The following is a 14,618-nucleotide window of genomic DNA, read 5'->3' as shown; positions in this document are numbered from 1 at the left end:
AGTACATTCATAAAGCGGATACAAGCTAATCCCTCTTTTATATGATATGCTTTTTAAAACTATACTTGAAAGAAGGAAACTAATGGACTCTCTAATTAGTAAGTTGCAAAAAAAGAAATCAAAATTAAGTAACCTAGAAAATCAAGTTTTGGAATATATTTTAGCAAATCCTATTGAAGTATCAGAGATTACGATTGAGCAATTAGCTGATAAACTTTTTATCTCTACTGCAACAATTTCTCGTACAGCAAAGCATCTTGGTTTTAAAGGGTTTCAGGAGTTGAAATATGCTATCTTACATTATACAAATAAAGAGCGAGGCCAGACCAATATTAAAGAGTTATCAAAAGAAACTTCTCTTTTTAGTGATAATTTAAAGCTCCAAATTTCTAAGTCTTTTGAAAATGTTAATGATGAAGTTGTCAGTAAAGTAACAAAGCTAATGAAAGAAGCTGATACGATAGAAATTATAGGAGTAGGTGGAAGTTTACCAACTTGTATAGATACAGCAAAAAAACTTATAGCATTAGGGAAAAAAGCTACAGCTCGAACAGACTGGGATGAATTAAGATCGATTTCCAGATCATTAACTCAAAGAGACTTAGCTATAATAGTCAGTTTAAGTGGGGAAACAATCCATGTTACTGAATATGCTACTAATTTTGTAAAAAATAATGTACCTATTATTGCTGTTGTAGGAGTCAATAATAGTTCTTTAGAGAAAATGGCTACCTATACTCTAAAGGCAATTGTTGAACCCCTATATTTTGGAGAAGTAGATTTGAGTTCTAGAGTAGCACTAACTGGTATATTAGATTTATTGTTGATTCGATATGCTGGAGAGAAGCATTAGATAATGTAAATCGGTACATAATCGTGTAAGAACTTCCAACGTTATGTAAGCGGTAGCATTTCGCTATTATAGTCCATATAATAAAAGTATATTAAATGCCCGGGCAAATTTAGCAAAGGAAGGGATAAAAATGAAAAACAAGAAAAAAGTAAGTTTTTGGGAGTTTTTTCAGGGATTAGGTAAAACATTCATGTTACCTGTAGCATTGCTTGCATTTATGGGACTTTTACTTGGGATTGGTAGTTCATTCTCAGGAGAATCAACGATTGATGCATTACCATTTTTAGGAAATCAATTCTTACAAATAGTTTTTCGCTTTATGTCAACAATTGGAGCATTTGCATTTAGTTATTTACCAGTGATGTTTGCAATGGCAATTCCGTTAGGACTAGTAAGAAAAGAAAAAGGGATTGCTGCTTTTTCAGGATTTGTAGGCTATACGATTATGAACTTATCCATAAATTTTTATTTAACAGAAAATAGTTTACTGGCTGATCCAGAAGAATTAAGAGAAGCTGGACAAGGAATGGTTTTTGGAATTCAGACAATTGAAATGGGTGTTCTTGGTGGAATTATTGCTGGTTTGTTAGTTTACCAACTTCATAAGCGTTTCTATACTATTCAACTTCCAGATAGCCTTTCCTTCTTTTCAGGAGTAAGGTTTGTTCCTATTATCACTTCTTTAGTCTTAGCAGTTGTAGGGTTGATTATACCGATCATTTGGCCAATATTTGCGGTAGTAATTACCGGAATCGGTACACTGATTCAAAGCGCTGGAGTATTTGGGCCTTTCTTGTTTGGTGCGGGGGAGCGATTGCTATTACCATTTGGATTACATCATATCCTAGTGGCTATGGTTCGATTCACAGAAGCAGGTGGATCAGCAATTATAGAAGGAAATCAAATATTTGGTGCATTAAATATCTTCTATGCGGAGTTACAACAAGGCCTTCCGATATCAGGCGATGCAACGGCGTTCCTTTCGCAAGGGAAAATGCCTACATTTATTTTTGGGTTACCTGCCGCTGCCTTAGCCATGTATCATGCAGCAACGCCTAAAAATAGACACAAAATAAAAGGACTATTGATATCAGGTGTTGTAGCAACAGCAGTTACGGGTATTACAGAACCAATAGAATTTCTCTTCTTGTTTATAAGTCCTTTACTCTGGATCTTCCATGTTATTATGACTGGTTTAGGATTTATGATTATGCCGTTAGTGGGTGTTGTCATTGGGAATACAGATGGAGGATTACTCGATTTTCTTATTTTCGGTATTATGCAAGGAAATTATACTAGATGGTGGATGGTTATTGTAATAGGTGCAATCTGGTTTGCGTTTTATTATTTTGTATTTAAGACAGTTATTCTAAAGTTTGACTTAAAGACTCCTGGACGAGAAAAAGTTACAGATGAAACAGAATATACGGAAGAAGAAACTCATTACAAGAAAAAAGGAAGTTACAATGTGCCCGAAATGATTGATGCTTTAGGTGGAGCACAAAATATTGAAGTAGTGGATAATTGTATTACTCGCTTAAGGTTAGTTTTGAAACAGGGAGCAATCGTTGATGATAATAAACTTAAAGAACTGGGTGCTTTAGGAGTTGTTCATCTCGGAGAGAATAATGTACAAGTTATCGTAGGGACTAAGGTAACGAGTGTCAGAAATGAATTAGATTCATTGTTATATGATTAGGAAGGAGAAAAAGTGTGTGGATTTCAATCAGATAGTCGATCGAAAGGGCACTCATTGTACACAATGGGATTATATTGAAGACAGATTTGGAGAAAATAATCTTTTACCATTTACTATTTCTGATACAGACTTTATGTTGCCGTGTGAAGTTAGATATACTTTATCTAAAAGGCTTGAACATGGGATTTTTGGCTATACAAGGTGGAATCATCAAGCATTCCAAGAAGCAGTTTTGAAGTGGTATCGGAATAGATTTAATTTAGAAATAAAAAAAGAATGGCTGAATTACAGTCCGTCAGTTATTTATAGTATTTCTTTATTGATCGATATGCACTCTGACAAACAAGATGGTGTCATTGTACAAACGCCAGCATACGACGCATTTTTCAAAACGATTGTAGGAAACCAGCGCAAACTTATTGAGAACCCATTACTTTATCAAAATGGACTATACTCTATCAACTTTATTGAACTGGAAACAAAGCTATCAGATCCACAAAATAAAATACTGTTGATATGCTCTCCCCATAATCCAACTGGAAGAGTGTGGGAAAAGGAAGAGTTAAAGAAAATCGTAGAATTATGTAAGAAGTACCAAGTATTCTTAATATCGGATGAAATCCATATGGATATAGTAAGAAAAGAATATGCTCATCATCCCATTCTGGAACTTTCTGAGCAAAATGTTGCTATTGTAACTTCAGGATCTAAAACATTCAACTTTCCAGGTTTAATTTTTTCCTACGTCCTTTTGCCTAGTGAAACGGATAGGAAAGCATTTAGATATAGATTGAAAAATAGAGACGGGCTCTCTTCTGCAAGTACTTTAGGTCTTGAAGCCACCATTTCTGCCTACGACAACTGTGAAAATTGGGTAGAAGAATTGAATGAGTATATTGATGGAAATATTGAATATGTAAAGAAAGAATTGTTAAAAAAAATGTCTACTATAAAAGTAGTGGAATCACATTCTACCTACTTAATGTGGCTGGATATGACAAATTATCCAGGAACAATGGAAGAAATTCAAAAAAAGTTACTAGAAATTGGTCAAGTAGCTATAATGGACGGTGGAGTATACGGAGGAAACGGAAGGAACTTTTTACGACTCAATGTCGGGTGTCCTAGACACAAAGTGGTAGATGGACTCCATCGATTAATTAAAAGTTTAAATTAAATAGAATAGAGTATTTATTTTTCGGATAGACACAGGGGGCTATATATCTGTGTCTATCCGAAATTTTTTGTCTAGAAATCTATAATAAACATAATGACCTAGCCAAAAATTAAATAGAAGAAGTTCATCACAATTTATATAAAAGCGGTTTCTTTTATTTGTGATCAACGTAATTAATAAGTTAAATAGTAGTGATAAAATAAGTGTAGAAGTAAAAGGATAGGAGGTGAGAAAATGGATCAATTAGCATTAGAAATTATCGCAAATACCTTAGTTAGAAATGAAGTAACCGTTCATTCAATCGCTCGATCTTTAGGAATAACAGAAAACAAAGTGATTTTAAGTATAGATAGTATTAATTCTGAAGACGAAAAACCTGTTATAAAGTATCAAAAAGAAAAAATATATTTTTCTCAAGAACAAGTTGAAAAATACTATCAAATCTCAAAAAAAGAGGGATTCCTGCAGTACTCAATTTCACTAAGACGAATGTTGCTCATCCTTTTGCTGGCATTAAAAGAACGCTCTTATTCCTTACAAGACTTAGCAGAAAAGATGAAAGTAAGTAAGAATACTATCGTTTCAGATTTGAATACCTTAAAAAGCGATTTGGAAGAGAAAGAGTGTAGATTATTTTACTCGAGAAAAGATGGCTATAGTTTAGAAGGTGAGGAACTAATAGTAAGGAAACTTTTAGTGGAGACAGTAAACAAAATATTTAATATTCCTGTCGGAAAATATTTATTATTTGAAGAAGGTCTATTGGATGCTAATGAAGTCATTTTTCTACAAAAGAGACTTCAAAAAGTAGAAGAACGTCTGAACATATTATTATCTGATGAAATGGTTGAGGTATTACCTTATACGGCCTATTCCATTGTTCAGAGGAAAAAGAATACGAATAGTTCCTGTTCCCTTACCACTGAAATAATGGCGGTAACAAATTCAAGAGAATATGAAACAATTATTTCAGCTTTCTGGAATTACGATTTTTTAGATGAAGATGATTTAATCTATTTAGCTGTATTAGTTCTATCATCTAATATGATAAATTCTGAGTTCACTGTCTATAATACGGATGCACTAGATCAAACGATTACGTGTTTCATCGCAACCATCGAAAGTAAGTTAGCTATTCAATTCTCCAATGTGGAACAATTGAAAAAGGTATTATTGCAGCATATACGTCCAGCACTTTTTAGAGCAGAGTTAGGTATTTCAATCGTTAATCCATTGACAAAACAGTTTAAAGAAGAGTATCGGTCGATATATAGGTTAGTCAAACAGGAAATGACAATGTTTGATGCTTTTGTTCCAAACCCCTTCTCTGAAGACGAAACAGCGTTTATTGCAATGATCGTATTAAGTAATATTATGGAATACTCTAAACAAAAGGAAGATAAACCGTTCAAAGCAGTAGTTGTATGTAAAAGTGGAACGAGTATTTCTAAAATGTTGCTTGGTTTGCTAGAAGAATTGTTTCCATTTATCTCATTTAAAGGAACATATTCTGCAAGACAATTTGAAAGTAGTATTATAGAAGCTGATTTTATTTTTTCAACGGTTCCTCTTAACACGGATAAAGAAGTTTTACTAGTCTCTTCTTATATGAATTACAGAGATCGTGTAGAGTTAAAAGAACGTTTAGATAAAAATATTGAGGAGAACACAGTTAAAAAAGCAAGATATATTCTTTCTTACCTTGGAGATTATCTAAAGCAGGAAAAAGAAAAGGAAGCAATAGATACTTTATCAAAGTTTTTAGCAGAAGATCAGATCGAAGAAGAGAAGGAACAAGAAAAGTCAGAGGACTTAATTAATAATGACTTTCAGATATCTATTATTAATGAAAAATGGGAATGGGAAGATTGTATAGAAAAAGCATTTAAACCCATTTCGAAAAGAGGAAATATTGATAAGCAGTACATTGAAGTCTGTAAAAAAGCATTTGATAGTTCATATAAAACCATGCTGATTGGGCCACAAGTGTTGCTTCCTCACGTAGGATTCGAAGAAGGTGTTAAGAAAATGGATGCACAGATCTCTATACTCAAAGAACCGATAATTGATCCAGATGGAGAAGAATATCAGGTGGTTGTAGCGTTAGCACCAGGGCAGCATAACGAACATGTGAACTGGCTGATGAGATTAAATGAAAAATTTGTCTCTGGTAATTTGAAGGAAAAGTTGTTATCTGCTGCTGATTCAGTAGAAGCAATGAATTTTATAGAAGGGAAGACAATAGATGGAATACGCTGAATTATTTCGAGAAGATCTCATACAACTAAATGCTGTTTTCAGAGACAGAAATGAACTATTTGAGACAATTTATAAAGAATTATTAGAGAAAGAACTAGTAAAAAACACTTTTTTGAAAGCGGTTGAGAATAGAGAGGAGAATTATCCTACTGGCTTACAATTTGAAAATTTATCAATAGCCATTCCTCATACAGATGTAAAACATATTGAACAACCATTTGTTTATATCTGTACTTTGGAAAAAACCATTCCTTTTATACAAATGGGAACAAGTGATACTTTAGTCGAAGCAGAAGTGATTTTAGTATTAGGAATTAAGGAACCAAAAGAACAAGTAGGCATGTTATCTCGGTTGATGGAAATATTCAGTAATAAAGAGTTTATAAAAGCGTTTAAAAATACAGATAGTGAAAGCGAAATCCTTGCACTATTTAAAAAGGAAATGGAAAGAACTGTTGAGTAAGGAACTAAATGAATAGAGAGAAAGAATGGAGGAAGGTAAAATGGATTGGGCATTGTCAGCATTACAATGGTTTGTAGATCTTGGAGCAGTTGTCGTATTACCCATATTGATTTTTATTTTTGGAATAGTGTTGGGAGCAAAGTCAGGTACATTTTATATGGTAAGTGTATTATATATTACTTCTTGGGTCGCACCTTTAGTCACCCAGGCTGCAATATCTGCTAACTTCGATTTAGAAGGAAATTCTGCCATTACAGCCTTAGCAGAAGGCGGGTTGTGGACTACAGGAATGTACGTGGGAATTACACAACTAATGGGCTGGATCGGATTAACAGTCATTGGATTAATCGTACTGGGCGGATTGTATTACGTTAATAAGATTCTACCAGGAAAAAAAGTTAATTTAAAAGATATCAAGGAATAAATGAATAATAATAGAAAAGGGGAAAAATGATGAAAAAATTATTGATCATGTGTGGAACTGGAGTAGCAACATCGACAGTAGTAACAAATAAAATAAAAGTGTGGCTAAAAGAAAAAGGATTAGAATCAGAAGTCAAATTATATCAATCTAAAATTGCTGATGAAGTAAACAAACTAGACGAATATGATGTAGTACTGAGTACAACTGTTGTTCCAGATCGAGTAAAAGATAAAGTAATTAGCGGAGTTCCTTTACTGACAGGAATGGGAACAGAGGAAATGTACGATGAAATTGAAAGACAAATTCGTGAAAGTTAGGTGAAAAAGGATGCTGGTAACTTCAACAAATTTATTTCAAAAAGCACAAAAAAACGCCTATGCGATCCCAGCAACGAACTTTATTGATTTAGACTCAGCCAGAACCTTTGTAAATACTGCTGAAAAATTAAGAAAACCGTTAATATTACCATTTGCACAAGCTCATGCAGAAGTGCTTCCATTAGAAGAAGCCGCATTGATCGGGAAATACTTTGCAGAAAAAAGTAAGATGCCAGTTGTCCTGCATTTGGATCATGGAGAAGATATTGATTTTATTGAACGTGCAATCCAGTTAGGTTTTACATCGGTCATGATTGATGCTTCTCAGGAAAAACTAGATGAAAATATTCGTAAAACCAGAGAAGTCGTTAATCTTGCACGGTTAAATGGAGTAGTTGTAGAGGCTGAGATTGGCCATGTGGGATCTGGAGTCAATTATGAAAATCATGACCATACAGATAGTATCTATACAGAAGTAGAAGATGCCGTTCGCTTTGTCGAGGCAACCAAAGTAGACTCCTTAGCCGTTTCGATTGGAACAGCACATGGAATCTATAAAGGCGTTCCGCATATTAATTTTGATCGTCTTGATGAAATAACAGCTGCCTTAGAAATTCCCTTAGTATTACATGGAGGATCTTCTTCAGGAGATGAAAACTTAGCTAAATGTGCTAAAAGTGGTATTTGTAAAATTAATATTTTTACAGATTTTATCAGCAAAGCATTGAAAACCATTGAAGAAGAAAGACCTGAAGATTATCTTTCATTAAAAAAACTATCTAATCAAGCAATGGAAAAAGTACTCACACATTATTTTGATCTTTTTAAAACAATGTCATTGGAGGAATTTAAATGAGCAAAAGAATTTTACGAAAACCGTTTTTTGTAGTGAATCCCAAAGCATACTTGTATGGAGAAGAATCACTTAAACTAGCAAAATCAGTTGACCAGTTGGCTGAAAAATATGATGTTGATATTCTTTTTACGGTGCAGCACGTAGATGCATACAGAATCAAACAAGAAACGTCAAACATTATAGTGACGGTTCAACACATGGATTCTTTAGAAGTCGGCAGAGGCATGGGATATATACTAGGAGAGGCGTTGGTTGATGCTGGTGTAGAAGCAACCTTTTTAAATCATGCTGAACACCCAGTACAAGTCAGTGAACTAGTAGCAACGATTAAGCGGGCAAAAGAACTAGATCTTCTGACTATAGTATGTGCAGATTCAATTGCTGAAGCAAGAGCCATAGCTTCTTTAGAACCAGATATAATGGTTTGCGAGCCGACAGAATTGATCGGTACAGGAAAAGTCAGTGATGTCAGCTATATGAAAGAAACAAATCAAGCAGTCAAGGAAGCTAACCCAACTGTTCAAGTCCTTCAAGCTGCTGGAATAAGTACAGTAGAAGATGTGAAACAGGCAATTGAATCTGGAGCAGATGGTACGGGAGGAACAAGCGGTATTATTAAAGCAGCTGATCCAGTGGCTACAGTAGAAGTAATGCTGCAAGAACTAGTGAAATGGAAGGACTGATTAAATGATTATTACCGATAAACTAACCCTTCATTCTAATGGAAAACGAGTCACTTACCACAATATTACAAAAGATGTAAAGCGTATATTAGAAACAAGTGGTATACAAAATGGGCTATGTGTCATTCAGTCTCCACATACAACCTGTTCTGTAATTTTTGAAGAATTTGTTCATGATTTTGATTTTAATGGAGATGAGTATCTGCAAGTAGACTTAAATCGAATATTAGATCAAATCATCCCTAGAGAATTAAGTGAAAATACCAATTATCGCTATCCTGGTCAAAAACATGTTGATTTTCTGATGGGAATGAATGATCCGAATTACCCAGCAGATCCAGGAACCATTTTAAATGGAGATGCACACATTCGAGCTTCATTTTTCGGCGCCAGTGAATCATTGATTATTAAAGAGGGCGCTTTACAAATTGGAACAGTTGGTTCAATCTATTTCATTGACTTTGACCAAAATAGAGAAAGAGACCGAACGTGCCATATAATGATTATGGGAGAATAAAAAAGTAAAATACATTAAAACTCTTATACAGATTAATGCAGCGCATAAGGATATGTGCAGCTGACTCTGTGTAAGAGTTTTTATTATAAATTACAAGTAATCGGCAAAATCATTAAAGTTTTTAATTATCCCATCATAAGTTAATTTATTTTGGTCAAAATGCGGTTGATTTTTACCTTCTGGGTCAATTGCGATAATTGACCCGATTCCAGCATTCATAGCAGCTTTGAGACCGGAAATAGCATCTTCAACTACTAGGCAATCTTTAGGAAGCAACTTTAAATATTGAGCGGCTAAAACAAAAATATCTGGAGACGGTTTGCCAGGGAAAGAGCCATCATCATATACTATTTTATCTTTATCAAACCAGCGATCCAAGTTGAAAAGGCTATAATAAAACTCTACATTTTGTTTTGGGCTTGCTGTTGCTATTGTCATGGGAGTATGTCGTTGAAGCAAGCTGTTTAATAATTCTTCCAGGCCTTCAGTTAAAGAAAGATCAGGCTGATTAAGAACGAGTTTTCTATAGTATGCTTCTTTTTCATTTGATAATAGAGTTATTTTTTCTTCTGATAGTGTTTCATTCAAAAAATAGGTTAAAATCTTATCGTTTGTTTGGCCATGGATTTTATGTAATATATCTTCTTCTGTAACAGCTTTAGTCGAATATTTTTTTATAATATGAATCCAAGCCTTCTCATGAAAATGTGAATCTTGAAACATCGTGCCATTAAAATCAAAAATAATTCCTTTCATTATCGGACCCTCCAAGTTTTATTGTGCTTTCAACAGATGCTCATTAGTTTACTATTAAATTTATTTTAACATATATCAGAAGTATCAGTTGAAACCTGAAAGGATAAAGTGAATCGTAAAGTAAAAGAGGGTAAAATATAAAGACCTTTCCCAAGTAGAATTATTCTACAAGGAAAAGGTCTTAAGGCTGAGGCATTATTCTGATCTTAAAGCGATTGCTGCATCTTTCTTAGCTGCCATACGAGCAGGTATGTGACCACCAAGCATCGTCAGAACTGTTGAAATAATGATCAACAGAATTGCGTGAAGCGGATTTAATTGAGCTACGTTCTCTAAATCAGTTACTTGGTATAAAATATAATTTGCCGGGAAAGTTACTAACCAGGCAATCAAGACACCTAGTGTTCCAGAAGTAACGCCTAATATACAGGTTTCGGCATCGAATACACGAGTAACATCTTTCTTACGAGCACCTAAAGCTTTTAAGACACCAATTTCTTTGGTTCTTTCAATAACGGAAGTGTAGGTAATGATACTGATCATAATCATGCTAGTGATTAATGAAATAGCTGCAAATGCAATCAGTACATACGTAATAGCATCCATCAACCCGCCGGTCAATTCAGTCATCGTTCCTGCTAAATCTTGATAAACGATTTGATCGTCTTCTGCTAAATCTTCATTATATTCATCCAGATAATTTAATACTTCTTCTTTATCCTCAAAGTTGTTAGGATAGATCATAATACTTGAAGGCATACTTTCTCCACCTAAATAAGTCATTAAAGATCCTTTTGTCGTTTCATCAACAGGTTCTCCGGTCATAACATTTATATCGCTGTCTTCTTGGGCTTGAACAATAGCAGAATTTTGATTCTGTTCAATAATATCAGTTGTAAGATCATTACTATAGGCAATGCCAGGTGCCAGTAAGTCCATTGTAGAACTTTCTTTTACTCGCAAGATTCCTGAAATAGTAATGGTTTGATTATTTTCATTATCGTAGAGGCTTTGATAATCTGTATTAGGTACAAATCCACCAGTTGGTAATTCAGTGTAGTAATCGTCGTTAGCTACTAAATTGATTGTTGTACCAACGATGTCCTCAAAATTCAGCTCATCTCCAGATTCAAGTTCAAAACCTAAATTTTCCAAAGCATGAATGTTTGTAGTGTTGGTTTCGTCAACGATCAGCACAACATCAGTTGGAGATTCAGGATAGCTGCCCTCTAGCAATGAATAATTATCTTCCAAGAAGTTTCCATTACTATCATCTAATTGTGTTGGAAAAGTTGAAACACCAATACCAGTTGAAGTTGATAAGGCGCTTGTGATAGCTGAACTACTGTCGTTAGAACCAGCATTAGAGAATGAAACGGGCTCTACTTCACCATCAACTTCTCTTAAAAGATTCATTCCAATAGATCTAGTAAATCCGACATTATTACTTAGCTCAGGATCGATATTTTCGATGTAATCAACATATTCTTCATCAATATTGTTTATATGCTGAATCTGTTCTTGATCACTTTGTTCAACAGTAACCGTTTCTGTGTCAGGATACTCTTCGACTTCTTCCTCTTCGTTGTCTTCAATCGAACTTCTATCTGTCGTTACGCTTGAGATAGTGATTGGGAATTGAGCCAACGTTTCTGACTGAGTCTGATCGATTTGAATCTGAAAACCATTAGATAACGCCAGTACAATTGCAATACCGATAATTCCAATACTGGAGGCAAATGATGTCAGAATAGTACGCCCTTTTTTCGTGCGGATATTATTGAAAGATAATTTTAGAGCAGTAAAAAACGTCATTTTAGTTTGTTTTAGATTGAATTGATCGGTCTGGTCTTGTTCAGTATAAGGATTAGAATCACTTAAAATTTTGCCATCTTCAAATTCAATGATTCTATCAGTATAGTTATGAGCCAGCTCGGGGTTATGTGTTACCATGACTACTAGCTTCTCGTTGGATAGTTCTTTGATCAGATCCATGATTTGAATACTGGTTTCCGTATCTAGTGCTCCCGTAGGTTCATCACAAAGCAGGATATCCGGATCATTAGCTAAAGCACGTGCGATTGCTACACGCTGCATTTGTCCACCAGAGAGTTGAGTGGGTTTTTTATTCATGTGATCTTTTAATCCAACTCGAGTTAAAGCTCGTTCTGCTTTCTCACGCTTTTCGTCTTTGGACACACCGCTTAATGTCATTCCTAATTCGACGTTATCAATAATGCCAAGATGACCAATCAGATTATAATTTTGGAAAACAAACCCGATAGAATTGTTACGGTAAGCATCCCAATCTCTGTCTTTAAAGGTTTTAGTCGACTTGCCATTAATGATCATGTCACCTGAATCATATTGATCCAGTCCACCGATCACATTCAACATCGTTGTTTTACCAGAGCCGCTTGGACCTAATATTGCTACAAATTCTTGTTTTCTAAAAGCAACGGAAACACCATCTAATGCTTTTGTAGTAGTTTCACCGACTTTGTAATATTTCTTGATATTTTGTACTTCTAACATGCCTGATTCATTCCTTCACTGCGATTTTCTTTACTCGAATGGATTTAGAATAGCACTCGTCTATGAACTGAATATGAATTGAAAGAAATTTTTGTTAAAATATAGGGGAATACAGATGCACAAGGGAGAAAAAAGTATGCAGTCTATTTTGATCGTAGAAGACAATGAAAATTTAATCGAGTTATATAAACAAGTTTTATCCAAAGCTGGATTCGTTGTGTTTTCAGCACATGACGGGGAAGAAGCTTTAAATTTAATGAAACATACACACCTTGATTTGATTGTTACGGATGTCATGATGCCAAAAATGAACGGATATGAATTAGCTGAATTCTTGAGAGATTTAGAAAACGAAATACCTATTTTGATGATCACTGCAAAAGGCTCTTTAGAAGACAAAAAAATCGGGTTTCGTATTGGAATTGATGATTATATGGTCAAGCCAATTGATGTACAAGAAATGGTTTTACGTGTAGAAGCTCTTCTTAGAAGATCTAAAATGAATAATGATCATAAATTAACGGTTGGGAACACAATTTTGACTCAGGATCAGTTGACTGTGACTTCAGGATCAGAAATGATTGAGTTACCAAATAAAGAATTTCATCTATTATATAAGCTATTGTCCAATTTAGAGAAAATTTTTACGCGTCGCCAATTGATGAATGATATCTGGGGATTTGAATCTGACACATATGAACGGACAGTAGATGTTCACATTAAAAGACTCCGCAGTAGATTTTCAAGAAATGCTGATTTTGAAATCGTAACTATACGTGGATTAGGATATAAGGCGGTGTTGAAAAATGAAAAATAAAGTAACTTCGCAATTGTGGATTTATCTGACTCTGCTGATTTTTTTCTCATTAGTCCTGTCTACATTGGCTTTCTTTGCGTTGATGTATTTGCTGACGAGTCTGCAGATTATTGATACAAATAATTTTAGAGCAGTGCCTATATTGCTCATTTTCGGAAGTTTCAGTATTTTGATTGGGACAATTGTATCAGCTTTTGTAGTGCATAGAGTGTTACATCCTATTATGATTTTACGGACCAATATGGAAAAAGTAGCCAAGAGAGATTTTACGATCCAGTTGAACCAGCATCAATCGATTAAAGAAGTTCAGAAACTTTATACATCATTTAATACGATGGTTAGAGAATTGAATAGTGTAGAAACCTTAAGAAACGAATTCACTACTACGGTATCCCATGAATTCAAGACTCCTGTTTCAACTATTCAAGGATATGTACAATTACTCCAGAATTCAGAACTGTCTCAGGCGGAAGTACAGGATTACTATAAACGTATTTTGAATGGAACCCAGCAGTTATCTACTTTATCAGACAACATTTTGAATCTAACTAAATTGAATAACGAAAACTTTGTCTTAGACAAGAAAAACTTTCGGTTAGATGAACAGATAAGAGAAGTCATATTATTTCTACAGCCTAAGTGGGAAAAGAAACAATTGGAATGGACCTTTGATCTGGAAACGGTCAACATTGATGGAGACGAAGAATTCCTGCATCAGGTATGGTTGAACTTGATTGATAATGCAATCAAGTATAACAAAGTTGGCGGAATGGCGACAGTCACGCTGACAAAAGACGAAACAGACTGCTACATCGAAATAAAAGACTCTGGAATCGGTATGACAGAAGAAACTACTCAAAAGATGTTTGAACGCTTCTATCAAGAAGATACAACAAGAAAGACCCAAGGGAATGGATTAGGTCTGTCCCTGGTAAAAGAAATCATCGATTTGCATGAAGGTAAAATCATGGCCGAAAGCAAACCCGGAGCTGGCACCAAATTTTGTGTCCAGTTACCGTTGTAAATAAAAGTGAAGTTGGGGCAAAAGTCTCTTTCTGAGGTGGGTTTGCATAGCTAAATAAGTAGAAAACCGTCAAACCAAGGATTAGAGTTCTTAGGTATGACGGTATTTCTTTTTTGGCTAGTTTCTCCCAGCCTTGCTTCTTTTAAGGCGCATAAGTTTACCAGGTAACAGTTTTATCAAATTTGAAAAAGAATTTTATTTGTTAGATGAAAACGTCTATTAGTAGTTGTAGAAGTTA

14 protein-coding genes are annotated in these 14,618 nt (G+C 34.6%); 12 read left to right on the top strand and 2 right to left on the bottom strand.

Annotated features, from left to right (window positions below):
- Positions 1–82: 82 nt before the first annotated feature.
- The 10 genes from BKP56_RS00140 (at position 83) to BKP56_RS00095 (ending at position 9,248) form a co-directional block, all read left to right on the top strand.
- Positions 83–853 (top strand): MurR/RpiR family transcriptional regulator, encoded by a 771-nt coding sequence (locus BKP56_RS00140; RefSeq protein WP_072693065.1) that lies wholly within the window; start codon positions 83–85, stop codon positions 851–853.
- Between the two features lie 130 nt (positions 854–983).
- The gene (gene malX, locus BKP56_RS00135; RefSeq protein ID WP_072693063.1) at positions 984–2,552 is read left to right on the top strand and encodes a maltose/glucose-specific PTS transporter subunit IIBC; all 1,569 of its coding nucleotides are present in this window, start codon (positions 984–986) and stop codon (positions 2,550–2,552) included.
- 16 nt (positions 2,553–2,568) lie between these two features.
- On the top strand, positions 2,569–3,729 hold the full coding sequence (locus BKP56_RS00130; protein ID WP_442914823.1) for a MalY/PatB family protein: 1,161 nt from the start codon (positions 2,569–2,571) through the stop codon (positions 3,727–3,729).
- 234 nt (positions 3,730–3,963) lie between these two features.
- Positions 3,964–5,988: a BglG family transcription antiterminator gene (locus BKP56_RS00125; protein ID WP_072693060.1), complete on the top strand. Its 2,025-nt coding sequence runs from the start codon at positions 3,964–3,966 to the stop codon at positions 5,986–5,988.
- The gene (locus BKP56_RS00120) at positions 5,975–6,451 is read left to right on the top strand and encodes a PTS sugar transporter subunit IIA (protein WP_072693059.1); all 477 of its coding nucleotides are present in this window, start codon (positions 5,975–5,977) and stop codon (positions 6,449–6,451) included. The genes BKP56_RS00125 and BKP56_RS00120 overlap by 14 nt, the downstream gene beginning before the upstream one ends.
- A 25-nt stretch (positions 6,452–6,476) precedes the next feature.
- Positions 6,477–6,875: a hypothetical protein gene (locus BKP56_RS00115; RefSeq protein ID WP_442914822.1), complete on the top strand. Its 399-nt coding sequence runs from the start codon at positions 6,477–6,479 to the stop codon at positions 6,873–6,875.
- Between the two features lie 29 nt (positions 6,876–6,904).
- Positions 6,905–7,192, top strand: coding sequence for a PTS sugar transporter subunit IIB (locus tag BKP56_RS00110; RefSeq protein WP_072693057.1), 288 nt, complete (start codon positions 6,905–6,907; stop codon positions 7,190–7,192).
- A gap of 10 nt (positions 7,193–7,202) precedes the next feature.
- Entirely contained in the window at positions 7,203–8,048 is an 846-nt protein-coding gene (locus BKP56_RS00105) for a class II fructose-bisphosphate aldolase (RefSeq protein WP_072693056.1), read from the top strand.
- Positions 8,045–8,731: a triose-phosphate isomerase gene (locus tag BKP56_RS00100; protein WP_072693055.1), complete on the top strand. Its 687-nt coding sequence runs from the start codon at positions 8,045–8,047 to the stop codon at positions 8,729–8,731. The genes BKP56_RS00105 and BKP56_RS00100 overlap by 4 nt, the downstream gene beginning before the upstream one ends.
- A gap of 4 nt (positions 8,732–8,735) precedes the next feature.
- The gene (locus BKP56_RS00095; protein WP_072693054.1) at positions 8,736–9,248 is read left to right on the top strand and encodes a YjbQ family protein; all 513 of its coding nucleotides are present in this window, start codon (positions 8,736–8,738) and stop codon (positions 9,246–9,248) included.
- A gap of 90 nt (positions 9,249–9,338) precedes the next feature.
- Here BKP56_RS00095 and BKP56_RS00090 read toward each other — a convergent pair whose 3' ends face one another.
- Both BKP56_RS00090 and BKP56_RS00085 read right to left on the bottom strand, forming a co-directional pair.
- Positions 9,339–10,004, bottom strand: coding sequence for an HAD family hydrolase (locus BKP56_RS00090; protein WP_072693053.1), 666 nt, complete (start codon positions 10,002–10,004; stop codon positions 9,339–9,341).
- Positions 10,005–10,199: 195 nt separating this feature from the next.
- Complete coding sequence (locus BKP56_RS00085; RefSeq protein ID WP_072693052.1) at positions 10,200–12,539, bottom strand: ABC transporter ATP-binding protein/permease; 2,340 nt, start codon at positions 12,537–12,539, stop codon at positions 10,200–10,202.
- 115 nt (positions 12,540–12,654) lie between these two features.
- Here BKP56_RS00085 and BKP56_RS00080 point away from each other — a divergent pair, with 115 nt between their 5' ends.
- The gene (locus BKP56_RS00080) at positions 12,655–13,356 is read left to right on the top strand and encodes a response regulator transcription factor (protein WP_232226906.1); all 702 of its coding nucleotides are present in this window, start codon (positions 12,655–12,657) and stop codon (positions 13,354–13,356) included.
- The gene (locus BKP56_RS00075) at positions 13,346–14,380 is read left to right on the top strand and encodes a sensor histidine kinase (protein WP_072693051.1); all 1,035 of its coding nucleotides are present in this window, start codon (positions 13,346–13,348) and stop codon (positions 14,378–14,380) included. The genes BKP56_RS00080 and BKP56_RS00075 overlap by 11 nt, the downstream gene beginning before the upstream one ends.
- Positions 14,381–14,618 lie beyond the last annotated feature (238 nt).

Origin of the sequence: Marinilactibacillus sp. 15R, from assembly GCF_001895285.1 — a bacterium.
In the GTDB taxonomy this organism is placed as follows: domain Bacteria; phylum Bacillota; class Bacilli; order Lactobacillales; family Carnobacteriaceae_A; genus Marinilactibacillus; species Marinilactibacillus piezotolerans.
The sequence above is the reverse complement of the archived record's forward strand: the minus strand, read 5'-3'. Positions and strand labels throughout refer to the sequence as shown.